Raw genomic sequence first — 26,619 nt, 5'->3', positions numbered from 1 at the left:
TCTTCGAAACCCGTCCTGCTACGCCGGCAAGCCGGCGACCGAAAGGTGCGAACGGGCGGATGATTGTGTGTGCGACCCGGTACCGAGCCGACGGATGAGTGTAGCCGCGGCCAGCACCCGGTCCCCAAGGCGGGCCGCGTGCGTGGCCGAGGAGATGCCGGGCCGTTCAGGGCATACCGACGAGCACGGCGTGATGCGCCAGGCCGTAGACGATCGCCGGGTCGATGTAGTCACCGTCGAACCGGAATCCGAGGTGAAGGTGTGCCATTGCGGTGCCGATCGGTGAGCCCCTCCGCACCGCCACACCCCGGCGCACGGCGACCGCCGACAGCCCCGTGACACTGCTGAGAATGCCGTCGGCGTGGCGGATCGTGACCACTCCCCGACCTCCCACCCAGCCGGCCCAGGCAACCGTGCCTGCACCCACGGCCACCACCTCCTGGCCGCCCGGGTTCCCGAACTCCCATCCCCGGTTTCCCGGTCCCCATGGCGACGCGGGCGGCCGGAACGGATCCACCACGACTGCCTGCAGCGGCAGCACGTATGGCTCGCCGTCGCCGGGTTGTGCACCGCCGAACTCCGTGCTCGACGACACTCCCACCAGCGGCGACAGCCCAGGGCTCCCGGCCGCACCGCTGGATACCGCCAACAGCACGGCCACAGCCAGGACGGCACTCTAGCTCGATCTGCGCACTGCCTCTCCCCTCGAACGCCAGTTGGGACGAATGCCGGGGGAAGCAGTTCATTGGCCGGAACCGCTCAGGTTCCGGCGGCGCTCACTCCGAGGGAATCCGCTCGGCGGCCTGCAGTCGGGAGCGCAGGTGCAGCACTGCCTTGGTATGGATCTGGCAGACCCGGGACTCAGTCACCCCGAGCACCATGCCAACTTCCTGCAGCGTCATCGACTCGTAGTAGTAGAGCGTGAGCACGAGCTTCTCGCGTTCGGGCAACGCATTGATCGCCTGGCCAAGGAGCTGGCGGGTCTCGGCCACTTCGAACGCACCCATCGGGCCGTGGGCGGACTTGTCGGCGATCGTGTCACCGAGGGTGATTGCCTCACCCTTGTCGCCCGACACAGTGAGCACCTCGTCGAGTGCCGCCAGGCCGACCTGGCTGATCTGGTTGAGCGCCGTGTGCAGCTGCTCGTCGGTCCATTCGAGTTCCTCGGCGAGTTCGGCGTCGGTGGCCGGACGGTGGTGCAGGGACTCGAGCTTGGCGATCGCCTTTTCGATCTGGCGCAGTTTGGAGCGAACCGACCTGGGCACCCAGTCGATGGAGCGCAGCTCGTCGAGAATCGCTCCCTTGATGCGCGAGATCGCATACGTCTCGAACTTGTAGCCGCGTTCGGGCTCGAACTTGTCGATCGCGTCGATCAGTCCGAACATGCCGTAGCTCACGAGGTCGGACTGCTCGACGTTGGGCGGGAGGCCCACGGCGACTCGGCCGCCCACGTACTTGACCAGCGGCGAGTAGTGCACGATCAGCGTTTCGCGGATGCGTTCGGTGGGCTCTTCCTTGTAGCGATCCCACAGGTCCTGGAGTTCGGGGTTGCGGTCACGGATCACCGACGGCGAAGCGGCACCGGCATCCAACGGATTGCCTGCGCCCCTATCTGAGTCGTGGTCTGCGCGTTTCGTCATCTGAATCAATTCGCCCTCGGGTGTGCGTCTTCATACACGCTCTGAAGCCGCTGGAGGCTCACGTGCGTATATATCTGGGTGGTGGCCACGTCGGTGTGGCCAAGGAGTTCCTGTACTTCTCTCAGGTCGGCACCACCGTCCAGTAAATGAGTGGCGAAGGTGTGACGGAGGGCATGCGGGTGCGTCGGCACCGGCGACCGGCGATCGAGGATGCGGCGGACGTCGCGTGGCGCAAGCCGCTTGCCGCGGGTGTTGGTGAACATGGCGGCTTCCGCCGGCTCCGCCCCCGTGTGCTCGAGGTGGCGTGCGCGTCCGGCACGCAGCCAGGCCGCGGAGAGGTCGGCCGCCGGGTCCGACAGTGGGACCATTCGCTGCTTGGAGCCCTTGCCCCACACCGAGAGGCGATTCTGCACGAGGTCGACGTCCGAGACGTCGAGACCGCATAGCTCCGACACCCGCAGGCCCGAGCCATAGAGGATCTCCAGAACCAGGTCGTCGCGAAGGGTTCGCTCGGCGGGCTCGGAATCTGCAGACTCGTCCGCAGGCGGCGTCTCGTCGAGGATCTGGTTGAGCTCGTCGGCCTTCAGCACCCGTGGCAGCCGGGAGCCGCCGCTCGGTGAGCGCAGCGCGGCCGACGGGTCGGACTCGATCATCCCCCGGCGGTGGGCCCAGCCGAAGTAGCGCCGGAGGCACGCAGCGATGCGGCTGATCGTGCGGGGTGCCCGCTTCATCGTGGTGAGCCATGCCAGATAGCGGCGCAGTACCGCCAGGTCGACCTGTACGGGCGAATCGAGGCCACCACGGGCCGCCCAGTCGGCGAAGTGCTCCACCTCGCGGCGGTAGACCGCGACCGTGGAGTCGGCAAGAGACAGCGAGGACACGAACCCCTCTGTCTGCCACACGTCTTCGTCCACAACTGCTCGCTGTTCTCGGGCGGCACCAGTCCCACCAGTCCGGCCGCAATTTGCGAGCCATCACTCTACCAACTACTTCACGTGCTTTCCCTACCACGTAGTGCGAGATTTCCGCGCAGAGGCTGCGATCCTGTGGTGGTCCCCAAGAGAGCGTGAAGAATTTCATGTTCGTTCGAGCCATCCCGATCGCGACCGGATGCGGCCGCGTGCCTCGAGTCCCGCCAATACGCCTGCAATCCGGCCCATCGACGTCCCCGTTCGGAGTACCAGCGAGTCGACGGTGAGCGGATCCCCGGCCAACTCCTCGAGCACCTGCCGCTCGAGGCCGGACAACCCAGGCCGTGCAACGCCCCCGTCGGAATCCGGGCTCCCGCAGCCGGCCTGGTTCATGGCCAGCAGGCCCAGCACATCGTCGGCGCCCGTGCACACTTCGGCGCCGTCGCGCAGCAGGTCGTGACAGCCCTCGCTGGAGCGACGTCCGACAGCACCCGGGACGGCCATCACGGCGCGATCACGAGCCAACGCCTCGGCAACGGTGGACATCGAACCGCCACGCCTGGCGGATTCCACCACGATGACCACTCGGGCGAACGCCGCGATCAGGCGGTTTCGTACCGGATAACGCCAGGGCGCTGAGCCGACTCCCGGTGGCACCTCGCTCAGGATCAGGCCGCGGGCGGCCACTTCCGCGGCGAGCGACCTGTTGCGCGTGGGGCACGGCCGGTCGTGGCCTGCTCCGATCACGGCCAACGCCGCACCCGGCCCCTCGAGCGCACCGCGGTGCGCGGCGCCATCGATGCCGAGCGCAAGCCCCGAGACCACAATCACTCCGGCTGCGGAGAGCTCCCGGCCCAGGGCGCCGGCCACACGCAGCCCGTAGGACGATGCTCGACGGGTGCCCACGATCGCCACTGCCTAATCGAACTCTTTCAAACCCTCGCGCCGCTGTCACCCGCCTGTGGGATTATCGAGCGTTGATGTGCACGACTCCGCCGGTTACCGGGTGGTCGACAGCGCGCTCTCAGTCGCGGTTATGGGCGGGTGCGGAGGCGCGCAGTCACCGATCAGAAGTGCCGATCTCGCTCGGTAGCGGGAGCGAGTTCTGTTCGTCGATATGCGCGCTTTGAACACCGGCTCCGACCCCAACCCGATCATCTCAGAGCGAACGCTTCAGCGGTTCGGCGCCTTTGGCGCGCGAACGTTGAGCTACGCGATCACTCAGGTTGGCTGACCTCGATACCAGCGGGTTCGGTCGCTTTGCCACTTCGAATGGCGTGGGTGTGAACCCACTCTGCGATTGTGTCGAGTACGGGTCTGAGCGTGGCCGACAGCTCTGTTGCCTCGTACTCCACTCTTGGGGGTATCTCGTTGTATTGGGTTCGCTTGACCAGCCCGTCCCGCTCGAGTTCTCGGAGCTGGCGGGTCAGCGTGGTCGGCGTGATGGGATGGAGCCGTTCCACGAGTTCGTTGAAGCGGGCCTTGCCGTCAGTGGACAGGGTGCAGAGTATTCCGAGTTTCCATCGCCCGCCGATCACGCCGGTGAAGCCGGCCATGTGGCAGACGGTCGGGTCTGTTGTGTCATCGGTCACGGTTCACCACTTCCTTCCCTTAGTACCGTTGTAGATACCAGTATCGTATCGATACTGTTTCCTCCCCGCCAACGAATTTCACGAGGAGACATGATGAAGGCAGCAGTTCTAAGCGAGTACGGCAACGACCCCGAGGTCGCCGAGGTCGATCGGCCCGATCTTCCCGACGACAGCGTGATGGTCGAAGTTTATGCCGCTGCGATCAACCCGATCGACTGGATCGTGATGGCTGGATACGTGCAAGAGATGCTGCCCTACGAGCTTCCCTGGATCGTCGGCTACGACGTGTCCGGCGTAGTCGTCGAGGTCGGGGCCGACGCCCGTGGCTTCTCCGTCGGCGACGAGGTGTTTGCCCGCGCCGACAGCATGCAGGCTGGGACGATGGCTGAGTATGCGGCGTTGAAGGCGAGCGCTCTCGCGATCAAACCCAACAACATCTCCCACGCGGAAGCGGCGGGCATCCCGCTCGCAGGCCTCACCGCGTGGCAAGCGCTGTTCGACAAGGGCGGGCTCACGTCCGGTCAACGCGTGTTGATCCACGCCGGCTCCGGCGGCGTCGGCACCTTGGCAATCCAAATCGCGAAGTACGCAGGAGCGTGGGTCGAGACGACCGCCAGCGCGAAGAACAAGGAGCTCGTCGTGAACCTCGGCGCAGATCAGTTCGTCGACTACTCGAACGAGCGGTTCGAAGACGTCGCCGAGAAGTACGACCTCGTGTTCGACATGCTCGGCGACGACACCCTGAAGCGGTCATTCGACGCCGTGAAGCCGGGCGGCACCATCGTCTCCATCAAGGGCGACGCACCCGACGGACTCGCAGCCGAACGCGACATCACATTTCACTCGTTCTTCATGCAACCCAACGGCGAACAGCTCGCCGAGATGGCCGCACTGATCACCGACGGCAAGATCCGTCCCGTGCTCGACCGCACCTTCCCCCTCGACGACGTCGCCGCCGCCTACGACTACGCCCGCACCGGCGGCCCGAACGGCAAAGTCGCCGTCGCCGTTCGCTGACCGTCGCGCTCCACTCCAACCCTTCCGAACGAGGACCCAGAATGTTCAAGAATCCCCTTTCACCCCAGCCCACAGATGACGGAGCTTTCGCCCCGTCGAAGTTTGCGCTCCGGATGGCAACCACTGACGTCACGGACTACGCGAAGGTCGACTACGCAAATGGCTACACCGGCGACCTGAAGATCCTCATGATCTGCACCGAAGAGCGCAACATGACCATGGCGAACGGAAAGAAGTTCTCCACCGGCAATCACCCTGTCGAGATGCTGGTCCCAATGATGCACCTCACCGACGCAGGCTTCGATATCGACATCGTCACACCGACGGGAGCGCCGGTGAAGATCGAGATGTGGGCAATGCCAGAAAAGGACGATGCCGTGAAGGCGTTCTACGCGTCCTTCAAGGAGAAGTTCGACAACCCGGGGTCGGTCGCTGACTTCGCCTCGGAGCACCTCAACGACACCTCTCCCTACGTCGCCGTGTTCCTGCCCGGTGGCCACGGAGCAATGCTGGGCCTACCCGAGAACGAAGATGTCGGCAAGATCATCCGGTGGTGTCACGACCGAGATCTGCGCATGCTGGCCATCTGCCACGGACCAGCAGCGCTGCTCGCAGCGAACCTCCCAGACTCAGCCGACCCGTCGGTGTCGACGACCACCGGAGGAGCATTCGTCTACAGCGGGTACAAGATCGCGGCGTTCCCTGACAAGGTCGACAGGCAAACCCCACGAATCGGCTACATGCCCGGGCACATGCCCTGGCACTTCGGCGAGAAGCTGAAGAACATCGGTGTCGAGATCGTCAACAACAAAGCTGACGACACCTGCCACACCGACCGGAAACTCGTATCCGGCGCAAGCCCGAAGGCAGCCAACGACTTCGGCCAAATGGCGGCCCGAGCCCTGCTCGACCACCTGAGCTGACACAACGAAGTCGCTGCCCTTCAGCCTTCAGCAACGTGGAGCAACCGAGTTCGGTCAGTGTCGACGAGCGGACGAAGCGACCCGTCGAGCCCGAGTTCGCCGATGAATGCGAGGCCCTCCACACTTCTCGACCTCGCCATCGCGGTGGCGCTACTGGTGGCCGAGCAGGTTGTGCCTGCGCGGAACCTGCGCCGACCTTGCGCAAAGTGGTCGGTGCGAGATTGACGGTCATCCGGCGAGATGGCCAGACCTGCTCGGAGCTCAGCAGGTGGTGTTGGCCGCACGGCTGACAGGCAACACCCGCCGGGCTCCAACATGGGCGAGCCGGGGTCGATGGCCGATAATGGACCGGTGGGATTCAATCCGCACCGCAAGCAGCGCCGCTCCCCTGCCGATGTCGTGTTCGTCGTGGCCGCACTGGCGGTGGCCGTCGGCCTGCTGATCTGGGCCGTGCTGGGCTGAGCGCCATGCCGCGAAACCTCGACTACACCGCCACCACCGAGTGTGATGTGCGACGCATCCAGCCCTACGAGGCCACCAAGCAGTACGTGTGCCCCGGATGCAACCGTGACATCCCCGCAGGCATGGGCCATTTCGTGGCAGTACCGCTCGACGCGCCCGACCTGCGTCGGCACTGGCATCGCGGCTGCTGGGACCGCCGCTCCACACGCGCCCCGCGCGACTGACCCACGCGAGCCTGCCGGTCAGAACGCAGCAGTGATCACCTCCACCTTCGAGCCGATCACTGCCGCTATGTCGAACCGGACCCCGACGCGACCAGCGGCTGGCCGTGGTTCCCCCGAACGCAGGAACTCCATGCCAGCAGCACGCAGTCTCGAGCGGCGCCTGGCGTCGACGGCCTCGAACGGCGATCCGTAGCGGCCCGACGATCTGGTCTTCACCTCGCAGAACACGACCTCGCGCCCCTCGAGCAGCACCAGGTCGATCTCGCCCTGTTTGCAGCGCCAGTTGCGCGCCAGCACCTGCGCACCCCTGCTCACGTACCACCGCGCGACCAGGTCCTCGCCGTGGCGCCCCAACCTGAGGTGGTCGTGACGACGCGACGCTGCATTGCCGTCTCCACGTGGCATGCCTCTCCCGACAATGCGCCCGCAGGCGCGTCTCATCCATGGACGGGGGAAGCCAATCAGGCCAAGTGGCGCCCGGAGTCCGGGGCCAGGAGGAAGGTCAGTCGCGCTTCTCGCGGATGCGAGCCGACTTACCGACGCGGTCGCGCAGGTAGTAGAGCTTCGCCCGCCTCACATCGCCGCGGCTGTGCACCTCGATGCGCTCGATGATCGGCGAATGCAGGGGGAACGTGCGCTCCACACCGACGCCGTTGGAGAGCTTGCGAACGGTGAAGCTCTCGTGCAGGCCGCTGCCGCGGCGACCGATCACGACACCCTGGAACATCTGGGTGCGCTCCTTGTTGCCCTCGACAACCTTCACGTGGACCTTCAGGGTGTCGCCTGGGCTGAAGTCGGGCACGTCGTCGCGCATGCTCGCCTGGTCGATCACATCTGTGGACTTCATCTTCGCTCCTAGAGGGCCCGCATCAGTGCGGCGCCGGGACAGACAATGGTAGCCACGCGGCCTACGCGGGAGGAAAGCCGGACGCGTCGATTCCGAACTCCGCCATCAGCTCCCGCTCCTCGCTGCTCAGGCCACCGCGGTCCTCGAGCAGGTCGGGGCGCCTCGAAACCGTGCGTTCCAGCGCCTTGGCTCGCCGCCAGCGCTCAACTCGGCCATGGTCGCCGCTGCGAAGGACTTCGGGCACCTCCCAACCGCGGAAGTCAGCCGGTCGCGTGTACTGCGGATACTCGAGCAGCCCGTGGGAGAAGGACTCGTCTGCGGCGGAGTCGTCGTTGCCCATCACCTCTGGCAACAGGCGGCCCACGGCCTCCAGAATCACCATCGCTGCCACCTCCCCACCATTGAGGACGTAGTCCCCCACCGAGACCTCGCCGTCCACCAGGTGTTCGTGGACCCGTTCGTCGATTCCTTCATAGCGGCCACAGAGCAGGCTGAAGCCGTCCAGGCCGGCGAGCTCGCGGGCCATGGCCTGGTCGAATCGCCGGCCGCCCGGACCCAGCAACAACAAGGGTCGTGGTGGGTCCACGGCCTCGACGGTGTCGAAGACCGGGTCCGGCTTCATGACCATGCCTGCACCCCCGCCGAAAGGTGAGTCGTCGACCGTGCGGTGTGCGTCGGTGGCGGCATCGCGCAGGTCGTGGGCACGCACATCCAGCAGGCCGCGCTCGCGCGCCTTGCCGAGCAGGCTGTGGGACACGAACTGCTTCACCATTTCCGGGAAGATCGTGAGTACGTCGACGCGCATGCTGGCGGCCGCAGAGATCGAAGAGGCCGTCGGGCGTGTCGACCCGCACCAGTCCGTCGGTCGGGCCCTGCACCACGAAGGTCACGGGTATGAGGGTTCCGTCGGCCAGCTCGAGCAGGTCAGCGGCTGGGTTGGCGACGATCGAGACGACCTCACCGCGCTCCTCGCCCTGCGCGTCCACCACCGTCGAACCGATCAGTTCATGCACCCACAAGGCCGAGTCGTCGTCGATCGGCTCGGCCCACAGCGCCACACCGCGCAGGGCATCAGCGTCCTCGCGCCGCTCGCACCCCTCGAAACGGAACAGCCACTTCTGCTGGTGGCGACGCGATTCGACCACGGTCAGCTCGGACACATCGGTGATGAAGCTCACACCCGGCTCGGTGCGTTCGGGACGGTCGGAGGTGATCTCGACGATCACCTCACCGCGCAGCCCGTGGGCCCGCGCAACACGACCGATCTGCAGCAGACCCTCTCGTGGGGGCTTCGGATCCGACGCCATCGGCGCCTCCGTGGGTGTTTGTGCGTGACCGGGTGGTCAGTCGACGAATTCGATGTCGACCTCGACACCGTCGCGGACAGCGGCGGCTCGGGTGACTGTGCGGATCGCGTGGGCCATGCGGCCGCGCTTGCCGATCACGCGACCCATGTCGCCGTCGGCGACGGTGACGTTGAGTTGCAGCCGCGATCCGGCGTCGTCGATGTCGACGCTCACTCCGTCGGGGTTCTCGACCAGGGACCGCGTGATGTGCTCGAGCACGGCGACGGCGTGCTCGGCACCACCGTTGGCATCTTCGCTCACTGCGTCTTCGCTCACTTGGAGGCCTTCGAGGCCTCGAACTCTTCCCAGGCGCCGGAGATCTTGAGCAGCTTCGCCACCCGCTCGCTCGGCAGGGCGCCCTTCTGGAGCCAGGCAACTGCCTTCTCGTTGTCGACCGTGATCGCCGAGGGCTCCCGGCGCGGATCGTAGGTGCCGACGATCTCGAGGTAACGACCGTCGCGCGGCGAACGCGAGTCGGCCGCCACGATGCGGTAGGTCGGCTGCTTCTTCTTGCCCACTCGTGTGAGGCGGAGACGGACTGCCACTGTGTGCTCTTTCGGCTTCTTCGGCTTGGGGAACCGCCACTTGGCGGACCAGAGGTCATGGTCGCTCGGAGGGCGACCACCCATGATGGTATGCGCGCGGCAGGCGCGGCAATTCCCGGCTACTGGCCGAGGCCGCCCGGACCGAGCCCGGGTCCACCCTTCAGGGCGTCGGGGAGCTGGGCCTCCATCTCCTCGCGGCTGGGCAGCTGGAACGACGACTTGTTGACCTTCTTGCCGCCCTTGGGAGTCACGCGCCCGCCCTTTCGCCCCTTCTTGCCCTTCTTGGGCTTCTTGCGCTTCGGGGTCTTGCCCATCTGCTGCATCATCTGGCGCATCTGGCGGAACTGGGCGACGAGCTGGGAGACGTCGGACTGCGACGAGCCCGAGCCCTTGGCGATACGGGCGCGCCTGCTGCCATCGATGATGTCGGGCTCGACGCGCTCGGCCTTGGTCATCGAATGGATGATCCCCTCGATGCGCGCGACATGGGAGTCCTCGATCTCGACATCCCGGACCTCCTTTGGCACCCCGGGCATCATGCCCATCAGGCCCTGCAGCGGTCCCATCTTCTTGAGCGACTGCATCTGGTCGAGGAAGTCGTCGAGGGTGAAGGTGCCCTCGAGCATCCGCGCCGCCGCCTCCTCGGCCTCCTCGGCCTCAAATGCGGTCTCGGCCTTCTCGATGAGCGTGGCCAGGTCGCCCTCACCCAGGATTCGCCCCGCCAGGCGGTCCGGGTGGAACAGGTCAAAATCATCGATCTTCTCGCCCGTGGAGGCGAACGCGATCGGGCGGCCCACCACCTCCTTGACCGAGAGGGCGGCGCCGCCGCGGGCATCGCCGTCCAGCTTGGTGAGGACCACGCCATCGAGGGCAAGCGTCTCGTTGAACGACTCGGCGACCCCCACCGCGTCCTGGCCCGTCATGGCGTCGACCACGAGGAACGTGTAGTCCGGCTCCAGCTCGGTGGAGATCTGGCGAACCTGCTCCATCATCTCGGAGTCAATGGCGAGCCGGCCGGCGGTGTCACAGATCAGCACGTCGCGCCCGAGGCGGCGCGCCTCTTGCTTGGCGCCCCGCGCCACTGCAACCGGGTCACCCTGGCCGGAGGCGACAACTTCGTCCTCTGCGGAGTACACGGGCACGTCGATCTGCTCGGCGAGGGTGCGTAGCTGCTGCACCGCGGCCGGTCGCTGGAGGTCGGTGCCGACGAGGATCGGGTTGCGGCCCTGGGCGCGGAACCACTTCGCGAGCTTGGCCGAGTTGGTGGTCTTGCCCGAGCCCTGCAGGCCGGCCATGAGCACGACCGTGGGCGGCTTCGATGCGTAGGTGATCCGAAGCGTCTCGCCGCCGAGGGTCTCGGTGAGCTCCTCGAGCACGATCTTCTTGACCTGCAGGGCGGGGTTGAGCGCCTGGGACAGACCCTCGCCGACCGCGCGCTCGCGGATGCGGCCCTGCATCGACTTGACCACAGCGAGGTTGACGTCGGCCTCGAGCAGGGCGAGACGGATCTCGCGCAGGACTTCGTCGACGTCGGCTTCGGTGAGGTGGCCCTTGCCGCGCAGGCGGGTGAAGATTCCGTCGAAACGGTCGCTGAGTGACTCGAACATGGTCTGACCAAGTTACCGGCCAGGCCCAGTCCCCCGGTAGCCGGCCCCCGACGCTCGCGGATTCCCACCGCGCGACGGCGGCGGGGCGGCTCCGGGGTGCGTAGCGTGGGGGTCGTGCTGGTACTGGACGTGTTCTCGGATGTGATCTGCCCGTGGTGTTACCTCGGCCACCGGCGCCTCGACGAGGCCATCGGCCGACTCGGCGACGATGCCGGCGCCATCGAGCTGCGGTGGCGCGCGTTTCAGCTCGACCCCAACGCGACCGCCGAGCCCGGTGACCTCGAGAAGGCAATCGAGCGCAAGTACGGCCCAGGTGCGTTCGAGGCCATGGGCCGCCGCCTCGATCACCTCGGCGCCGAGTGTGGCATCGACTACCGCTTCGACAAGGCGCTACGCGTTGGCACCTTCGATGCGCACCGACTCATCCAGTGGGCGCAGGCCACGCACAGACCCCGGACCGACGCCCTCGCGGATGCCCTCTTCGAGGCCTACTTCGCCCACGGCGCCAATGTGGCCGACCACGCCACACTCGTCGACCTGGCGGAGGCGGCAGGGCTGGCCCGTGAAGGCGCCTCGGAACTGCTGGCATCACGGCGGTTCGCGGACGAAGTGATGAACGACCGCGTCGAGGCCATCGAGGCCGGCATCACCGGCGTTCCGGCAGTCGCCTACAACGGCGCCACGATCATCCCCGGTGCGCAGGACGTGGACACGATGGAGTTGATCATCCGCCGCCTGCACTCCAAGGTCGCTGGATGATTCCGTCCACCTGTGTTCGACGCTGAATGGAACGGGCCGGACTAGGGCAGGAGTGTGACCGGGGCACCCGGGGAGAGGGAGCCGGTTTGGACGACCCCGGCGTAGGCACGGGACCAGCCGGGGTGCTTGTCGTGGTCGATACGGTCGAATCGCCTGTCTGCGAACGAGGGCGCGATGTTCTTGCACGGCGGTGCCCACGACGTGATCTCGAGCACCACGGGAGCGGTGTTCGCATCGTCGCCGACATCTCCGAACGCCAGCCGCAACCCCGGGCGCAGCGTTGCCCACTCGAGGCCCGAGATGGTCAGGTTCTCCCCTGTCGAGCCGGGCTCGATCGGGTGGCCCTCTCGCTGCAGCGACTCGATCACCTCGTGCGAGTAGAGGCTGACCGCCTGGAACGGGCGCCCGTGGTGTGCACGCTCTGTCTGCGTGTCACCGGCCAGCCCCCGCACTCCCACCTCGGCCGAGCTGACCGTTGCCTTCGGCGCCCCACCGCCCGATGTATGGATCTGTTCGAGTCGTCCGACCGCTCCGTGCTCCACTCCCGGGGCGCCCTCAGCGGCGACCGCCCGGCCAACGACCGAGAGGAGGCGGTCGCATTCCTCGGTGGCGATCGTGAGCGGGTGGTGTTCGCCGAGCACGTCGACCAGCCGGGCACGGTCGCCATGCTCGAGCGCGAGCAGGCCGAGCTGGGCCTGCACTCCATCGCTCAGCGGGGCAAGGTGGTCACCTTCGCCACCAGCGGACCGCAGCACGTCGGCGATCGCATCGAGCGCCACCAGCGAGCCGCCGGGCAGCTCATCGAGGCCTTCGGTGATCCACCGCCAGCGATGCGGCAGACCGCGCACGGTGCCGGCTGCGTCCTGGAAGTCGTACTGCGCGACGTCGATGGGGAGCTTGAGGCGGGCCAGGTCGGCTGCCGACTGCGCCACCTCAGCTCCGGTCCTGGCCGTTCATGTCCGCGGGCGGCCGGGCGTCGACGAGTAACGCCTGGATGATCTCCCCCGCTGCGACCGGGTCGTCGACCGGCCGGGCGCTGGGCCCTCGGTGCCAGCCCTCGGCGATGCCGAGCACCTGACCCGAGGCCTCGATGACCCGCCCGTTGACCGCGGAGGAGTGCACCGACGCGAGCCAGGTGACAACAGGGGCGATCCAACGGGGGCTGACCGCGTCACGCTGCTCGTCGGGGATCTGACCCATGCCGAGGTCTTCTGTCATGCGGGTCAGCGCTGCGGGTGCAACCGCGTTCACCGTCACCCCGTAGCGCTCCAGTTCGAGGCTGGCAATGAAGCTGAACGCAGCGATCCCCGCCTTCGCCGCCCCGTAGTTGGTCTGACCCGCGTTGCCGTAGATGCCCGAGACCGACGATGTGTTGATCAGCCGTGCATTGAGCTCCTCGCCCGCCTTGGACCGATCGCGCCAGTAGGCCGCGGCGTGGTGTGCCGGAGCGAAGGTGCCCTTCAGGTGCACGTTGATGACCGAGTCGAACTCCTCTTCGGTCATGTTGGCCAGCATCCGGTCGCGCAGGATGCCCGCGTTGTTGATGACCACGTCGAGGCGGCCGAAGGAGTCGACGGCCTGCTGCACCATCCTCTTCGCTCCCTCGAAGTCGGCCACGTTGTCGGTGTTGGCCACCGCTTCGCCGCCCGCCTCGAGGATCTCCGCCACCACCTCGGCCGCGGGTCCGGAATCGGTGCCCGAGCCATCACGGCTCCCCCCGAGGTCGTTGACGAGCACCTTCGCCCCCTCGGCAGCCAGCATCAGTGCGTATTCGCGGCCGATGCCGCGACCCGCACCCGTGACCAGGCACACCCTGTCGTCGCACAATCCCACCGTTCAGTCCCCCTCCGGCGCTTCTGCCGGCTCGTCGTCGGATGTGATCAACGCGTCGACGAACTCGTCCGCGTCGAAGTCGACCAGGTCGCCCGCCGTCTCGCCAAGGCCCACCAGCTTCACCGGCAGGCCGAGCTCGGAGCGGATGGCGAACACGATCCCGCCCTTGGCCGAGCCGTCCAGCTTCGTGAGCACCACACCGGTCACGTCGGTGGCCTCGGCGAACTGCCTCGCCTGGTTGAGCCCGTTCTGACCGGTTGTGGCGTCGAGCACCAGGAGCACCTCGGTCACATTGCCGGCACCCTTGTCGGCGACCCGGCGCACCTTGGAGAGCTCATCCATGAGGTTCGTCTTGGTGTGCAGTCGCCCGGCGGTGTCGGCCAACACCACGTCGGCGTCCCTGGAGGCAGCGGACTCGACGGCGTCGAAGATCACAGACGACGGGTCACCGCCCTCGGCGCCGCGCACCAACTCAGCGCCGCAGCGCGTGGCCCACGTCTGGAGCTGTTCGGCGGCGGCTGCACGGAACGTGTCGCCCGCCGCCATCACCACGGTGTCGCCGCCGTCGGTGAGGCGGCGACCGACCTTGCCGATCGTGGTCGTCTTGCCGACCCCGTTGACTCCCACGAAGAGCCAGATCGTCGGGGCCGAGTCGGACCGGGCGAGGTCCACAGGCCCCGCGAGTGTGGTCTTCATCGTGGCCTTGAGCGTGTCGACCAGCTCAGCGGTGGTGGTGAGCTTCTGCTCGCGGACGGTCTCGCGGACCTCGTCGAGCAGCTCCTGGGTCGGCCCGATACCCACATCCGCGAGGATCAGTGCCTCCTCCAGTTCCTCGTAGGCCGCGTCGTTGATCTCGGTGCGCGAAAGCACCGATCCCACGTAGCCGGTGAACGCGGAGCGCGCCCGGCCGAGACGATCGCGGAACGAGGGGCGAACGAGCTCCTCGAGTTCCGCCTCGGCGACCTCGGGCTCAGCGACCTCCGGCTCTGCGAGCTCAGGCTCCGCCTCGACGACGTCCGTGGCCTGTTCGTCGGGCGGTGCCTCGAGCATGTCGGTGTCACCGCCGAGCTTCGGGCGGCCTGACGGCACCTCCGGCGGCAGCGAGCGGCGGCGGCTGACCTCGACGAATGCAAGGCCGCCCACGATCACGAGCACGATGAGGACGATGATCACGAGTTCCATTGCGGCGAATCCTAGGCCCGCCCAACGACTGTGCTCCCATGGCGCCGCGGCGGCCGCCGTCCCGGGCACACTGAGTACCGCATCAGTCACCACCCACACCGGGGCGCGGCGACGCCCCGTTGGCCCCTACCGTCAAGTGGGGGACGAAACGTCCCCCTCACCCCAGGCCCCCAGGGCCGTCCAGACCGCCAACCCACGGAGGCACTGCAGCGTGCAACCCGGCTCCACACCCCCAGACAGCGGCGCAGCGCCCGAAGGCATTCCAGAGGCCTCCGCACCCGATGCAGCAGCTGCAGCGGCCCGCATCGAGGCGCTGCTGTTCGAGATGCGCAAGGTGATCGTCGGCCAGGACCGAGCACTCGAGCGCATCCTGGTGGCGCTTGTGTCCTCCGGGCACGTGCTGCTCGAGAGCGTCCCCGGGCTCGCCAAGACGCTGGTGGTCGAGACGCTCGCCGACGCGGTCGGCGGGTCGTTCTCCCGCATCCAGTTCACCCCCGACCTGCTGCCCGCGGATGTTGTCGGCACGCGCATCTACCGCGCAAGCAGTGAGCAGTTCGACGTCGAGCTCGGGCCCGTGTTCGCCAACTTCCTGCTCGCCGATGAGATCAACCGCGCACCAGCGAAGGTGCAATCGGCCCTGCTCGAGGTCATGGCCGAGAAGCAGGTCACGATCGGCGGGCAGCGCCACATGGTCCCCGACCCCTTCCTCGTGCTCGCCACGCAGAACCCGATCGAGTCCGAGGGCGTCTACCCACTGCCTGAAGCCCAGCGCGACCGCTTCTTGATGAAGGTGGTGATCGACTACCCGGCTCCGGGTGAGGAGATCGAGATCGTGCAGCGCATGGGCACCAACCCGCCCGAGGCCGGCGAGGTCGTGTCGATCGCCGAGGTCCGCGAGCTGCAGCGCGCGGCTGACGCAGTGTTCGTCGAGCGCAGCGTGATGGAGTACGCCGTCAACCTCGTTCTGTGCACCCGCACGCCGGAGAACTTCGGGCTGCCGGAGCTGCGCACCTATATCGAACTGGGCGCCAGCCCGCGTGCATCCATCGGCCTCATCCGAGCGGGCCGGGCTCTCGCCATGATGCGGGGTCGCACATACCTCACACCCCAGGACGTGTTCGACGTGGCCCCGGAGATCCTCCGCCACCGCCTGTTGCTCTCCTATGAGGCACTCGCGGTAGACATCGATGTGGAGAACGTGCTGGCGCGGGTCCTCGGCACCGTGCCCGCGCCGGCGCTCAACACGTCCCCGGGCACTGATCCCGCGGCCCCGGCGGGAAGCGGAGATGCCTGGCACGGCTCGGGAACCGATTCCCAGCCCTGGGTGGTGCGACCGTAGTGAGCGGCCTCACCGGCACCCTCGGCCTCGTCGGGGAGCGTCCAGCAGAGGAGATCATCCGGCGCCTCACACTCGATGTGTCGCGGCGCCTCGACGGCATGCTGCACGGCGACTTCATGGGTCTGGTCCCGGGCCGCGGCAGCGAGCCGGGCGAAACCCGCGAATACGCCCCGGGCGACGATGTGCGGCGTATCGACTGGAACGTCACCGCCCGCACACAGCACCCGCATGTGCGTGAGACGATCGCGGATCGCGAGCTCGAGGCGTGGATGCTGGTCGACCGGTCGTCGCGGATGGACTTCGGCACGGCTTCATGCGAGAAGCGGGACCTGGCCCTGGCAGCAGCCGCGGGCATGGGCCTGCTGGTGACGGGCGGCGGCAACCGCGTAGGTGGCGTGCTGCTGCGCGGAGGGTCCACCGAGACGGTCCCCCCGCGTGGCGGACGGAAGCACCTCCTCGGCCTGCTCGAGCGAACGATGCAGACACCCCGCTCCGACGGCACCGGCCCGGCGGACCTCGAGGTCGGGCTTCGACGTGTGGGGGCGATGTCCCCACGCCGCGGCCTGGTGGTGGTGATCTCGGACTTCGCTACCGACCCGCAGCGCTGGTCCACGGCGCTCGGCACGGTGTCGCTGCGCCACTCGGTGCTCTGCATCGAAGTACTCGACCCCCGAGACCTGGAACTGCCGAAGGTGGGGCTGATCGAGTTCATCGATCCCGCGACCGGCGAGGTACGCGAGGTCAACACCGACAGCGAGCGTGTGCGCAACGACTACGCAGCGGCCGCCGCCCAGCAGCGCGGCGAGCTCCGGCAGGCCATCCGCTCGAGTGGGTCTGACCACCTGTTGCTGCGCACGGACTCCGACTGGGTGATGGATCTGGCCCGCCATGTGTCGCGCCGGCGCCACCGCGCCGAGGTGATGGCACAGAGGGCTCCGCGATGAGCGACAACTTCCTCGCCCCGGGCCGGCTGTGGCTACTCCTCGGAGTCGTGGCCCTGGCGGCCGTGTACGTGTTCCTGCAGTTCCGCAAGTCCCGCTACGCGGTGCGTATCTCCTCGATGGAACTGCTCGACAAGGTTGCGCCGGCACGGCCCGGTTGGCGGCGCCACGTCGTGGCCGGGGTTTTCCTTGCGGGGATCGCAGGGCTCGTGGTGTCGTTCGCCCAGCCGGTTGCGGTCGCGAAGGTGCCCAGGGAGCGATCCACGATCGTGGTGGCGATAGACACTTCGCTGTCGATGATGGCTACCGACGTCGCACCAAGTCGCCTCGAAGCAGCCCAGGAGGCCGCCAAGGAATTCGTCGAGGGCCTGCCCAGCGAGCTCAACGTTGCCCTCATCGGCTTCGCCGGCACGGCGCAGCTGCTGGTGCCGCCGACCCAGGACCGCGTGATGGTCACGACGGCTATCGACGGCCTCGAGCTCGAGGAGGCAACGGCGATCGGTGATGCGGTGCGCCTTTCGGTGGACGTCATCGACGACCAGGCCCAGCGGACCGAAGAGGGCACCCCGGATGCAACGGTCGTGATGATCTCCGACGGCGAGACGACCGTGGGGCTTCCGACCGCCGACGCCATCCCCCTCGCACAGGAGTCGGGCGTGGCGATCAACACCATCGCCTACGGCACCCCCGACGGCGTGATCACCGTCGACGAGGACGGCGACGGGATCGGACAGACTGCAAACGTGCCGGTCAACACCGAGGAGCTCCAGATGCTCGCCGAGCAGACCGGGGGCGTCGCACGTACCGCCGGCAGCGCCGGCGACCTCGAGCAGGTCTACTCCGACTTCAGCTCAAGCATCGGCTTCGATGAGGAGCCGACCGACATCGCGTACCGGTTCGCCGGATTCTCGCTCGCGATCCTCACGGTGGGTGCGGTTCTGTCACTCTGGTGGCTCCAGAGACTCCCCTGACAAGACACACGCCTTCCGGCACCGGGTAACCGATTCCAGATGACCTCGCTCCCCTGCTCCCCGAACAAGATCCTGGCGATTGCCACGGTGGCGGCATCCGCACTGCTGGCCGCATGCGGCGGTGGGAGCCAGATGAGCCGCCAGGACTTCGTCGACAACCTGGAATCGCAGGGCGAAGGCCTGATCAACGAGGCGATCGCCTCGTGCATGTACGACGGCCTCGACGACGACCCCGAAGCCGCCGACGCAGTCGGCGACTGGAACGAGGGTGACTCGGTGCCACCAGAACTGCTCGACCTGGCGGTGGCCTGCCTGGGGGACCCGCCCGATACGCCTGGCAGCTGAGAGGGAGCTTCCTCTCAGGAGCGGCGGAGGTCGCGTTCGCCACCTTCGGGCGTCCACCAACGGATTCGCATCTCCTCGCCTTCGATGGTGACCAGCGACAGGGAGCACACCCTCAGTTCTGACATGTCGCCGTCCATCGAGGCGTCCTCGCCGAAGATCTGCCGAATCAACCGCTGCGACACCTCGGGTTCGAGGGCCTGTGCGATCGCCTCGACCCTTGCATCACCTGCGCCCTCGCCCATTTCCTCGTCGAGCGGCGCCGAATGCACTGCACAGCGGGGGTCGCGCAGGAGGTCGGCACCGCGGCGCGATGAGTCCATGGACCCCATCCAGAACATGCCGTCGTTGAACATCACGTTGGTGCCGGTGACCCTCGGTCGCCCGTCCGCGTGCAGAGTGGCCACCACGTGGTGCGGGTGGGCCTCGAATCGGTCCTGCACCGCCTGGGCCAGTTCGGGGGCCGAATCGACAACCTCTGACCACCTGGCGCTCGGGCGTTGCTTGTCGCTCACCTGACGTCCACCACTTCGGACGCCCGTTCGGCCACGACCTTTGACGAGCCGCCCTGCTCCATCGACACGCCGTACAGCACATCGGCGGCTTCCATCGTGCGCTTCTGGTGGCTCACGATCACGAGCTGTGCCGAGGAACGGAACTCGGTGACCAGGTCGAGGAACCGGTGCAGGTTGACGTCGTCGAGCGCGGCCTCGACCTCGTCCATGACGTAGAACGGAGACGGCCGCGAGCGGAACACCGCGAAGAGGTACGCGAGCGCAGTCAGGGAACGCTCGCCACCCGAGAGCAGCGACAGCTTCTTGACGTTCTTGCCCGACGGACGGGCCTCGATCTCGATGCCCGTGTCGAGCAGGTTGTTGGGATCGGTGAGGCGCAACTTGCCGGCACCGCCGGGAAAGAGCGTCTCGAACAAGTGGGTGAAGTTCTCGCTCACGTCGGCGAAGGCGGCGGCGAACACGTTGACGATCTCCTCGTCAACCGCCTTGATGACCTTGCCGAGCTCCCGGCGCGTCTGGCGCACGTCGTGCAGCTGTCCATCGAGGAACGTGTGGCGCTCGGAGAGCTCCTCGAACTCCTGGAGTGCCAGCGGGTTGATCGGCCCCATCGCCTTCAGTTCGCGCTGCAGATCGCGGGCCCGACCCGCCGGGGTCACGCCCTCTTCGAGCAGCGGGCACTCCGCTGCCAGCGCGGCGTCGGGCTCGGCGTCGAGCTCATTGCGGATCATCTCGGTGGCCGCCTCGAGGCGGGTGCGCACCTCGGCATCGCCGATCTCCGCCTTCTGTAGCTTCGCAGTGGTCTCGGCCAGTTGGGCTTCCGCATCGGTGCGCTCCGAGCGCAGCGATTCGAGACGCTCGGTAGCGGCCCGCGCTGCTTCGGACTGGCGGCGGCGTTCCTCCCTGCGGGCCTCGAGGTCAGACTCGATTGCCCGCATCCGCACCGTGACGAACTCGCCCAGCCGTTCGGTGGCAGCGGCGCGGGCTTCGAGCAGGACCCGCTTCGCGGCTGCCTCCTCGGCGTCGGAGGCGAGACCCTCGAGGCGCTCATCGAGGTGTTCGAGGCGGTCCGCCACATAGCGGCTGCGCTCGGAGAGGGCCGCTGAGCGTACGTCGCTGTCGGTGCGCTGCGAGCGCACTTGCGCGGTGCGCTGCTCGAGCTTCTCGCGCGTCTCAGCCATCTCGGCGGCGGCACGCGACAGCTCCGCCTCCTCGGCTTCGAGCCTGGGCAATTCCGCCTCGAGTGTTGTGATGCGCTCCACCTCACCGGCGAGCCGCGCTGCGATCTGCTCCACGAGGTCGTCGAGATCAGAGACCTCCTGGGCCACCTCGGAGGCGTCCAGCGCCAGGCGGTCAGCTGCCTCGGAGCTGCGCGACATGGCGGACTCGTTGGTGTCGCGGGCGCGCTCGGCCTCCGCCAGCACCGCTCTTGCCGACGCGAGGGACTCTGTGGCCAGGCCAGCGGCCTCGGCAGCCATCGCCATGTCGCCGTGGGACTGCTCCGCTGCCTGTTGGGCCTCTTCGAGGGCAGCGCCGGTGGCCCCGGAGCCCGCCGCGCCGAGGCGCCATCCACCCGAGCCGAAGCGGTGCCCGTCGGTGGTGACCACCACGGCGTCAGGCCACTGGGCCGCCAGTTGGGCGGCGTCCTGCCATCCGCCGTGTACTGCTGCGGCGCCGTTGAGCAGCCGGTCGAGCAGGTTGGACACATCCGCGGAGCGCTCGACCCCGGGTGCGCAACGCACGTGGTCGCGCACCGGTTCGCCACCCGGAGGTGTGTGCTTCGAGCCGGCAGCCATGCCGAGGGCCAGCACTGCGCCGCTGTGGTCGCCGGATGCCAGCGACGACAGGGCCCGGCGGGCGGATTCCAGATCGGCGACCACCACCGCTGCGAGCGCCTCACCCGCAGCTGCCTCGAATGCCTCTTCCCAGCCGGCGTCGACCTCGACGAGGTCCCGCAGTGTTCCGAGCACGCCGTCGAGTCCACTCAGACGCTGGGCGCCGGCACCCTGGCGGGCATCGTCGAGGGCGAGGGCGAGTGCCTCCACCCGGGCGGTCCACGCGGAGTGGGCTGCCTCGGTGTCGCGGGCGGCGGTGGTGGCCTGTTCCTCGGCTGCTTCCGCAGACAGCAGACCATCGGAGGCCCGGCGCGCTGACTCGATCAGGCGGGGCGCGGCCTCGCGTGCCTGCTTGGTCGCCCCCAGCGCTGCATCTCGCTCGTCGGTGAGGCGGTCCAGACGCTCAGCCAGGGCCGCACGGCGGCGCGTGAGCTGATCACGGTCGGTGCCGCTGCGCTCCCTGGCGGTACGCAGCGCAGCGAGCTCGCTCCGCATGGCTGCCGCCTCGCCGGTGGGCGCATCCACACCATCGCCCCACTGCTCCTCGAACAACTCCCACTGCTGTGCGAGGCCCGACTCGGCTGCCGTCAGGTCGGTCTCGCCCGCAGTGAGCTCCGCAGCCTCGGAGTTGATCTGCTCCGATTCGCTGCGCAGTTGGGCACGCTCGGCTTCCAGCGAAGCCACGACGGCTTCGTCGACGGCCGCGTCGAGTTCGCGCTGGATGCTGCGGCGCCGTTCGGCCAGCAGTGCGACCTGGCCGCGACCGCGCTCGCGCACCGTCTCGAGGCGCACAAGCGTGTCGCCGAGGTCCGTTGCGCCGAGCGCTGACAGCTCTGCTTCCGCGGTGGCGACGCGGGCATCCAGGTCTGCCAGCCGCGCCTTGAGGCTCTCGCCCATTGACGCGAGCTCTTTCTGGGAGGCAGCCGAGTTGGCGAGTTGCGCCTTGAGACGGGCCAGTTCGCGCCCGGCCAGATGGAGCCGCAGTGCCGAGAGTTCCGCCACGAGGTCGCCGTGGCGACGTGCCGCGTCGGCCTGGCGTTCGAGCGGGCGCAGCTGGCGCCTGACCTCCCGCAACAGGTCCTGGATCCGGGTGAGGTTGGCCTCGGTGGAGGCGAGTCTGCGCTCGGCGCGCTCCTTGCGGCGTCGGAACTTGAGCACGCCGGCGGCCTCTTCGATGATGAGACGCCGATCCTCGGGACGTGCGTTGAGCACTCCATCGATGTTGCCCTGGGACACGATCACATGCTGCTGGCGGCCCACGCCGGAGTCGCTCAGGAGTTCCTGGATGTCGAGCAGCCGGCATGGCGTGCCGTTGATCGAGTACTCGCTGTCGCCGCTGCGGAACAACAGGCGGGTGATCGTGACCTCGGTGAACTCGATCGGCAGGAGCCCCGCTGAGTTGTCGATCGTCAGGGATACCTCGGCACGACCGAGAGCGGGGCGCTTCTCGGTTCCGGCGAAGATCACGTCGTCCATCTTCTGGCTACGAACGGCCGAGGGTGCCTGTGCCCCGAGCACCCAGCCGATCGCATCCACGACGTTGGACTTGCCGGACCCGTTGGGACCCACCACGACGGTGACCCCCGGCTCGAGTTCGAGACTTGCTGCGTCAGCGAAGGACTTGAAGCCCTTGATGCTCAGGTTTTTCAGGAACAACTTGTTCTCCCCCCAGCCAGCAGATGATCAGACCTGGGTCTGCTCGCAGAAGTAAGTGGTGATGTTTCCGTAACGCGCCTTGACGATCGGGCCCCGCGCACGCGGGCTCATCTCCCCAGCCCTGCGGTACACGGCGAGGTGGTCCTGGTAGCCCCCGGGCTCGCCCTTGACGTCGGTCCAGCCGTCCTCGCCGATGGTGGTGCCGCCGTACTTCACGGCGTCGTGCATCGTCTCGACCACCGCTCGGTACAGACGGCGGATCTCCGAGGTGGCCAGGCTGTCGGGTGTTCGGTCGTAGCGAAGCCCGGCGTGGAACAGGATCTCGTCGGAGTAGACGGGGCCGATCCCGACCAGGAAGCTGTCGTCCATCAGGATGCCCTTGAGTTTGCCGCTGCGGCGAAGCAGCGATTCGCCGAACACCGTCCACGAGATGGGCTCATCGACGGGATCGAGGCCGAGGTCCGCCAGTTCGGGGTGTGCCTCGGCGATCTCCTCGACCGCGAGCCACTCGACCTGGGCCTTCTTCTTCGGATCGAGCAGGCGGAGCTGCCCGCCCTGGGTGAAGCTGACGATCAGCGCAGTGCCCTTCTCGACATCGTCCTTCTCCTTGTTGCGGCGCAGGCTGGAGTCGGGGCCGAGCGTGATGAGCAGCTCGTGGGTCTTGGCATAGCCCAGCCCGATCATCATCCCGTGGCGCACCACCCCGCTGCCCTTGAGGCCTTCGATCTCGCCCGGGAGCGTCTTTCGGGTGATACCTGAGAGCACCCCGGCGACGGGTACCTCGATCTTCTTGACCTTGCGGTCGCCGACCTCACGATCGAGCTCGCGCCTCAGAAGTTCGATCTCGGGTAGCTCAGCCATCTTGGGGGTCTCCAGTGTTCGTGGCAGTTGTGCTGCCGGACTCGGTCGCGCCGGCAGCTCCATCGGTCTCGAGGCGGTCGTACGCCTCCGCAGCGGCGGCCTGTTCGGCTTCCTTCTTCGTTCGACCCTCACCGGTTCCCAGTTCGTCACCGTGGACGGTGACCGAAGCGGTGAAGACCTTGGCATGCTCCGGGCCTGACCCGCTCAACTCGTAGTTGGGCAGCTCGCCGAAGCGCTGTGCCGAGAGCTCCTGAAGGCGTGACTTGTGGTCGGTCATGAACGCACCTTCAGCGACTTCCAGCAGGCGGTCCTCGTAGAGGTCGACGATGAGTTGCCGCGACGCGCCGAAACCACCGTCGAGGAACACCGCGCCGAACACCGCTTCCAGGGCGTCAGCGAGGATGGACGGCTTGTCGCGGCCGCCGGTGCTCTCTTCGCCCTTGCCGAGCTTGATGGCCTCTCCGAGGCCGACCTCGCGTGCGATCTCGGCGAGCATCACCGTGTTGACCAATTCGGCGCGGCGACGAGCGAGCACGCCTTCGGGCTCGTCGTCGTAGGCGCCGTAGAGGTTGTCGGTGATGGCGACACCGAGGACCGAGTCGCCGAGGAACTCGAGCCGCTCATTGGATGGAACCCCGCCGTTCTCGGCACACCACGACCGGTGGCGCAGCGCCAGTTCGAGCAGCGAGGGGTCGTCGAAGTCGTACCCGAGCGAGTCGGGCGGAGTGGCAGCTGTGGGGGGTGTTGTCTCAGAGCCGTGCGAGGACGTAGTCGACGGCATCTCGGACTGTTTTCAGGTCCTCGAGGTCATCATCCTCGATCCGAAACCCAGCGCTTCGTTCCCCCAGTTCCTCTTCGAGCGCTTCCACGAGCTCGATCAGCGCCAGTGAGTCGGCGTGCAGGTCTTCTGCGAAGGAGTCACCCTCCTTGACCGACGCGGGGTCGATCTCGAGGATGTCGGCCAGTCGGTCCTGGACCAGGGCCAGGATCTCCTGGCGGTCCACCGGACCCTGTTGCACATGCGTTTCGGCAGGCACTTCGGGATGTGCTCCTGTTCGGTGGCCGGGCCCGAGCGGCACGGCTCTGTGGTTGGACGCGGCCGGCAATCGGCCCTGGTCTCTTGGGCGACCACCCTAGTTGGCTACGCACCCCCGACGGAGTGACCAACTCGGACGGCAGAACGACACGTGATGTGCCGAAACTCCCCGGAGAGTAGTGACGGTCGGAAGGTCAGTCGACTTCGATGGCCTGCCGGCCGCCGTACCACCCGCAGTTGTCGCACACTACGTGAGGGCGCTTCACGACGTTGCACCGCGGGCACGTGCTTCGGGCGGACGACTCGAGGCGCCAGTTGGACGCCCGACGGCTCCGGGTCTTCGACTTCGATGTCTTCTTCTTGGGTACGGCCATGATCGTCCTCGATCGAACTGCTGGCCCCGGCGCGACAGCACAACGGGGCGTATTGCGGGAACCAGCGATTGTAGCGTCAGTCGGCCGAAGGGTCGAAGCGGAGCTCGGACAGCTTCGACCACCGAGGGTCACCGCCCGACTCCGCGGAGCCTTCCCCGCCACTCTCGCCGCCGCCCCGACCGGCATCACCGGAGTCCGCCCGGGCCGGGTCCTCATCGCCCACGGCCACCGGAAACGCCCCGGGAGCAGGGCCGTCGCAGTCCGCCTTGCACAGCGGCGCCAGCGGAAGCCCCAGGAGCACCGCATCGCGCACCACGTCGGTCAGGTCGACCCAGCCCTGGTCTATCGGGTGCACGTCGTCGTGCTCGTCGTCGTCGCCGGCCACCCAGCGCTGTGGGTCATCGACGAACAGCTCGCTGAACTCGGTGCGGCCTTCACCGCCCGCCTCCCCCAGGCAGCGCCGGCACGAGCCCGTCCACGAGAAGTCGACCGAGCCGACGACCCGCACACCACCCGCGACCGTCTCGAGTTCCACCGACACCACCGCTGGGTCACCGGTGGGCTGGGCGTCGCCTATGCGCTGCACCTGCACAGGCACGGAACGCACCTCGGAGCTCTGGCCCGCCGGGTCCCGGCGCAGCTCCAGTACCCGGAAACGCAGATCGTCGGGGCCGCTGCCGCCAGCGCCTCCCCCGCCTGGGGCAACCACTAGCGCTCCTGGTCGTAGAGCTCAGAATCCTCGCCGGGAAGCGGAAGCTCGTCTTGTTCACCCTGCTCGAACCCGCGCAGTTCCGACTCCTCGATCGTGGGAGCGGCGAGGCGCTCACGGCCGACCACGACCGACTGCTGCACCTTGGCCAGCACGTTCTCGAAGCTGGCGAGGCGCTGGTCACAGAAGTCCTCGGCTTCGCGGCGCATCCGCCGGGCGTTGGCCTCCGCTTCCTCGTTGATGTGGCGAGCACGCGCTTCGGCGGCCTTGACCACCTCGGTGCGCTGCACCATCTGGGCCACCTGCGCCTTGGCCTCGCCTATCAGATCCTCGGCCTCGCGCTTGGTGCGCGCCATGTACTCCTCGCGCTCCTTGAGCAGCCAGCGCGCTGAGCGCAGTTCTTCGGGCAGCCGCTCGAGCGAGTCGTCGAGCAGGTCCAGCAGCTCGTCGCGGTTGACCCGCACCGACGCGGACATCGGGATGCCGGGCGCGGCCTCGATCAACTCGATTGCCTTGCGCAGGTAGTCCTCGACCTCGGGCGCCGTGTAGCCCTGGCGCTGCTGGCGCGGAGCCTGCCGCGCCTCGCGCTCGCGGGGTTCGTCGTCGTGGGATGCGTTCATCGCCTACCAGTGTGCGCCCTCGCGCGCTCAAACGTGTGGTTTTTGGTCCTCAGCCGCCTGAGGCATACCGCTCCTTGAGCCTGCTGGCCACGCAGTCGGGCACCATGCCGTCGACCGCACCACCGAATCGCGCCACCTCGCGGATGAGCTTCGAGGCGAGAAACGAGTTGCCCGAGGCAGAGGGAATGAACAGAGTGTCGACACCGGAGATGTTGCGGTTCATCTGGGCCATCTGCAGCTCGGACTCGAAGTCGGACACGGCCCTCAAGCCCTTGACGATGAAGTCGGCGCCCTCGTCGCGAGCGAGGTCGACCACGAGCGAGGAGAACATCGTGACCGTGACGTTGTCGAGGTGCCCGAGCGACTCCTCGATCAGGTCCTCGCGCTCATCGAGTGAGAACAGCGGCTCACCCTTCTGCGGGTTGCGCATCGCGGCCACCACGACCCGGTCGAACAGGCGGGAGGCGGTCTCGACAATCTCGACGTGCCCGTTGTGTATCGGGTCGAACGAGCCTGGGTACAGCGCAACGGTCAC

The 26,619-nt window shown here is 67.6% G+C and carries 31 protein-coding genes and 1 pseudogene; 8 read left to right on the top strand and 24 right to left on the bottom strand.

The annotated features are described in order from the left end of the window. Positions 1-166: 166 nt before the first annotated feature. The 5 genes from GY812_02005 to GY812_01985 form a co-directional block, all read right to left on the bottom strand. Entirely contained in the window at positions 167-595 is a 429-nt protein-coding gene (locus GY812_02005) for a M23 family metallopeptidase (protein MCP4434259.1), read from the bottom strand. A gap of 181 nt (positions 596-776) precedes the next feature. Continuing rightward, entirely contained in the window at positions 777-1,640 is an 864-nt protein-coding gene (gene whiG / locus GY812_02000; protein MCP4434258.1) for an RNA polymerase sigma factor WhiG, read from the bottom strand. Between the two features lie 5 nt (positions 1,641-1,645). Beyond that, positions 1,646-2,554 (bottom strand): tyrosine recombinase XerC, encoded by a 909-nt coding sequence (locus tag GY812_01995; protein MCP4434257.1) that lies wholly within the window; start codon positions 2,552-2,554, stop codon positions 1,646-1,648. A 162-nt stretch (positions 2,555-2,716) separates the two neighbouring features. Beyond that, positions 2,717-3,457: a DNA-processing protein DprA gene (locus GY812_01990; GenBank protein ID MCP4434256.1), complete on the bottom strand. Its 741-nt coding sequence runs from the start codon at positions 3,455-3,457 to the stop codon at positions 2,717-2,719. A 311-nt stretch (positions 3,458-3,768) separates the two neighbouring features. Beyond that, positions 3,769-4,107 (bottom strand): helix-turn-helix transcriptional regulator, encoded by a 339-nt coding sequence (locus tag GY812_01985; GenBank protein MCP4434255.1) that lies wholly within the window; start codon positions 4,105-4,107, stop codon positions 3,769-3,771. Between the two features lie 129 nt (positions 4,108-4,236). On the opposite strand from GY812_01985, the gene GY812_01980 reads away from it, so the two are divergent. The 3 genes from GY812_01980 to GY812_01970 all read left to right on the top strand — a co-directional run bounded on the left by GY812_01980 (position 4,237) and on the right by GY812_01970 (position 6,769). Further along, the gene (locus GY812_01980) at positions 4,237-5,160 is read left to right on the top strand and encodes an NADP-dependent oxidoreductase (protein MCP4434254.1); all 924 of its coding nucleotides are present in this window, start codon (positions 4,237-4,239) and stop codon (positions 5,158-5,160) included. A gap of 41 nt (positions 5,161-5,201) precedes the next feature. Continuing rightward, positions 5,202-6,083: a protein deglycase HchA gene (hchA, locus tag GY812_01975; protein ID MCP4434253.1), complete on the top strand. Its 882-nt coding sequence runs from the start codon at positions 5,202-5,204 to the stop codon at positions 6,081-6,083. A 467-nt stretch (positions 6,084-6,550) separates the two neighbouring features. Further along, complete coding sequence (locus GY812_01970) at positions 6,551-6,769, top strand: hypothetical protein (GenBank protein ID MCP4434252.1); 219 nt, start codon at positions 6,551-6,553, stop codon at positions 6,767-6,769. An 18-nt stretch (positions 6,770-6,787) separates the two neighbouring features. Here the strand turns inward: GY812_01970 and GY812_01965 are convergent, their stop codons facing one another. The 7 genes and pseudogenes from GY812_01965 to ffh all read right to left on the bottom strand — a co-directional run bounded on the left by GY812_01965 (position 6,788) and on the right by ffh (position 11,114). Next, positions 6,788-7,174 (bottom strand): YraN family protein, encoded by a 387-nt coding sequence (locus tag GY812_01965; protein ID MCP4434251.1) that lies wholly within the window; start codon positions 7,172-7,174, stop codon positions 6,788-6,790. Positions 7,175-7,271: 97 nt separating this feature from the next. Beyond that, the gene (rplS, locus tag GY812_01960) at positions 7,272-7,616 is read right to left on the bottom strand and encodes a 50S ribosomal protein L19 (protein ID MCP4434250.1); all 345 of its coding nucleotides are present in this window, start codon (positions 7,614-7,616) and stop codon (positions 7,272-7,274) included. A 61-nt stretch (positions 7,617-7,677) separates the two neighbouring features. Continuing rightward, on the bottom strand, positions 7,678-8,421 hold the full coding sequence (gene trmD / locus GY812_01955; GenBank protein ID MCP4434249.1) for a tRNA (guanosine(37)-N1)-methyltransferase TrmD: 744 nt from the start codon (positions 8,419-8,421) through the stop codon (positions 7,678-7,680). Between the two features lie 82 nt (positions 8,422-8,503). Continuing rightward, positions 8,504-8,923, bottom strand: a pseudogene (gene rimM, locus GY812_01950) (16S rRNA processing protein RimM). Between the two features lie 36 nt (positions 8,924-8,959). Then, positions 8,960-9,181 carry a KH domain-containing protein gene (locus GY812_01945; protein MCP4434248.1) on the bottom strand — a complete coding sequence of 74 codons (222 nt, stop codon included), beginning with the start codon at positions 9,179-9,181 and terminating at the stop codon, positions 8,960-8,962. A 53-nt stretch (positions 9,182-9,234) separates the two neighbouring features. Beyond that, positions 9,235-9,507, bottom strand: a complete 273-nt coding sequence (gene rpsP / locus GY812_01940) for a 30S ribosomal protein S16 (GenBank protein ID MCP4434247.1) — start codon at positions 9,505-9,507, stop codon at positions 9,235-9,237. Positions 9,508-9,626: 119 nt separating this feature from the next. Next, positions 9,627-11,114: a signal recognition particle protein gene (gene ffh / locus GY812_01935; protein MCP4434246.1), complete on the bottom strand. Its 1,488-nt coding sequence runs from the start codon at positions 11,112-11,114 to the stop codon at positions 9,627-9,629. A gap of 114 nt (positions 11,115-11,228) precedes the next feature. Between ffh and GY812_01930 the strand changes: the two genes are divergently transcribed. Further along, positions 11,229-11,873 carry a DsbA family oxidoreductase gene (locus GY812_01930; GenBank protein MCP4434245.1) on the top strand — a complete coding sequence of 215 codons (645 nt, stop codon included), beginning with the start codon at positions 11,229-11,231 and terminating at the stop codon, positions 11,871-11,873. Positions 11,874-11,914: 41 nt separating this feature from the next. On the opposite strand, the gene GY812_01925 is transcribed toward GY812_01930, so the two are convergent. The 3 genes from GY812_01925 to ftsY all read right to left on the bottom strand — a co-directional run bounded on the left by GY812_01925 (position 11,915) and on the right by ftsY (position 14,888). Further along, positions 11,915-12,415 (bottom strand): MOSC domain-containing protein, encoded by a 501-nt coding sequence (locus tag GY812_01925; GenBank protein ID MCP4434244.1) that lies wholly within the window; start codon positions 12,413-12,415, stop codon positions 11,915-11,917. A 391-nt stretch (positions 12,416-12,806) separates the two neighbouring features. Beyond that, a complete protein-coding gene (locus GY812_01920) occupies positions 12,807-13,700 on the bottom strand; it encodes an SDR family NAD(P)-dependent oxidoreductase (GenBank protein MCP4434243.1) in 894 nt (297 codons plus the stop codon). A 9-nt stretch (positions 13,701-13,709) separates the two neighbouring features. Then, positions 13,710-14,888 (bottom strand): signal recognition particle-docking protein FtsY, encoded by a 1,179-nt coding sequence (gene ftsY / locus GY812_01915; GenBank protein MCP4434242.1) that lies wholly within the window; start codon positions 14,886-14,888, stop codon positions 13,710-13,712. Between ftsY and GY812_01910 the strand changes: the two genes are divergently transcribed. From GY812_01910 to GY812_01895, 4 genes are all read left to right on the top strand, one after another. After that, on the top strand, positions 14,872-16,227 hold the full coding sequence (locus GY812_01910) for a MoxR family ATPase (GenBank protein ID MCP4434241.1): 1,356 nt from the start codon (positions 14,872-14,874) through the stop codon (positions 16,225-16,227). The genes ftsY and GY812_01910 overlap by 17 nt on opposite strands. A 98-nt stretch (positions 16,228-16,325) precedes the next feature. Continuing rightward, a complete protein-coding gene (locus GY812_01905; GenBank protein MCP4434240.1) occupies positions 16,326-17,171 on the top strand; it encodes a DUF58 domain-containing protein in 846 nt (281 codons plus the stop codon). After that, complete coding sequence (locus GY812_01900) at positions 17,168-18,139, top strand: VWA domain-containing protein (protein MCP4434239.1); 972 nt, start codon at positions 17,168-17,170, stop codon at positions 18,137-18,139. Before GY812_01905 ends, GY812_01900 begins: the two co-directional genes overlap by 4 nt. 39 nt (positions 18,140-18,178) lie before the next feature. After that, on the top strand, positions 18,179-18,484 hold the full coding sequence (locus tag GY812_01895; protein ID MCP4434238.1) for a hypothetical protein: 306 nt from the start codon (positions 18,179-18,181) through the stop codon (positions 18,482-18,484). A gap of 14 nt (positions 18,485-18,498) precedes the next feature. Here the strand turns inward: GY812_01895 and GY812_01890 are convergent, their stop codons facing one another. From GY812_01890 to coaD, 9 genes are all read right to left on the bottom strand, one after another. Beyond that, a complete protein-coding gene (locus GY812_01890) occupies positions 18,499-18,996 on the bottom strand; it encodes a pyridoxamine 5'-phosphate oxidase family protein (protein MCP4434237.1) in 498 nt (165 codons plus the stop codon). Continuing rightward, the gene (smc, locus tag GY812_01885) at positions 18,993-22,484 is read right to left on the bottom strand and encodes a chromosome segregation protein SMC (GenBank protein ID MCP4434236.1); all 3,492 of its coding nucleotides are present in this window, start codon (positions 22,482-22,484) and stop codon (positions 18,993-18,995) included. The genes GY812_01890 and smc overlap by 4 nt, the downstream gene beginning before the upstream one ends. Positions 22,485-22,511: 27 nt before the next feature. Continuing rightward, the gene (locus GY812_01880; protein ID MCP4434235.1) at positions 22,512-23,345 is read right to left on the bottom strand and encodes a hypothetical protein; all 834 of its coding nucleotides are present in this window, start codon (positions 23,343-23,345) and stop codon (positions 22,512-22,514) included. Then, a complete protein-coding gene (rnc, locus tag GY812_01875) occupies positions 23,338-24,126 on the bottom strand; it encodes a ribonuclease III (GenBank protein ID MCP4434234.1) in 789 nt (262 codons plus the stop codon). Before rnc ends, GY812_01880 begins: the two co-directional genes overlap by 8 nt. Then, positions 24,095-24,382 (bottom strand): acyl carrier protein, encoded by a 288-nt coding sequence (locus tag GY812_01870; GenBank protein ID MCP4434233.1) that lies wholly within the window; start codon positions 24,380-24,382, stop codon positions 24,095-24,097. The genes rnc and GY812_01870 overlap by 32 nt, the downstream gene beginning before the upstream one ends. Positions 24,383-24,575: 193 nt before the next feature. Next, on the bottom strand, positions 24,576-24,755 hold the full coding sequence (gene rpmF, locus GY812_01865; protein ID MCP4434232.1) for a 50S ribosomal protein L32: 180 nt from the start codon (positions 24,753-24,755) through the stop codon (positions 24,576-24,578). Positions 24,756-24,831: 76 nt separating this feature from the next. Continuing rightward, entirely contained in the window at positions 24,832-25,464 is a 633-nt protein-coding gene (locus GY812_01860; GenBank protein MCP4434231.1) for a DUF177 domain-containing protein, read from the bottom strand. Next, positions 25,464-26,084: a hypothetical protein gene (locus tag GY812_01855; GenBank protein ID MCP4434230.1), complete on the bottom strand. Its 621-nt coding sequence runs from the start codon at positions 26,082-26,084 to the stop codon at positions 25,464-25,466. The genes GY812_01860 and GY812_01855 overlap by 1 nt, the downstream gene beginning before the upstream one ends. A 49-nt stretch (positions 26,085-26,133) precedes the next feature. After that, positions 26,134-26,619: a pantetheine-phosphate adenylyltransferase gene (gene coaD, locus GY812_01850; GenBank protein ID MCP4434229.1), complete on the bottom strand. Its 486-nt coding sequence runs from the start codon at positions 26,617-26,619 to the stop codon at positions 26,134-26,136.

It is taken from the genome of Actinomycetes bacterium, from assembly GCA_024222295.1.
In the GTDB taxonomy this organism is placed as follows: Bacteria; Actinomycetota; Acidimicrobiia; order Acidimicrobiales; family Microtrichaceae; genus JAAEPF01.
The sequence above is the reverse complement of the archived record's forward strand: the minus strand, read 5'-3'. Positions and strand labels throughout refer to the sequence as shown.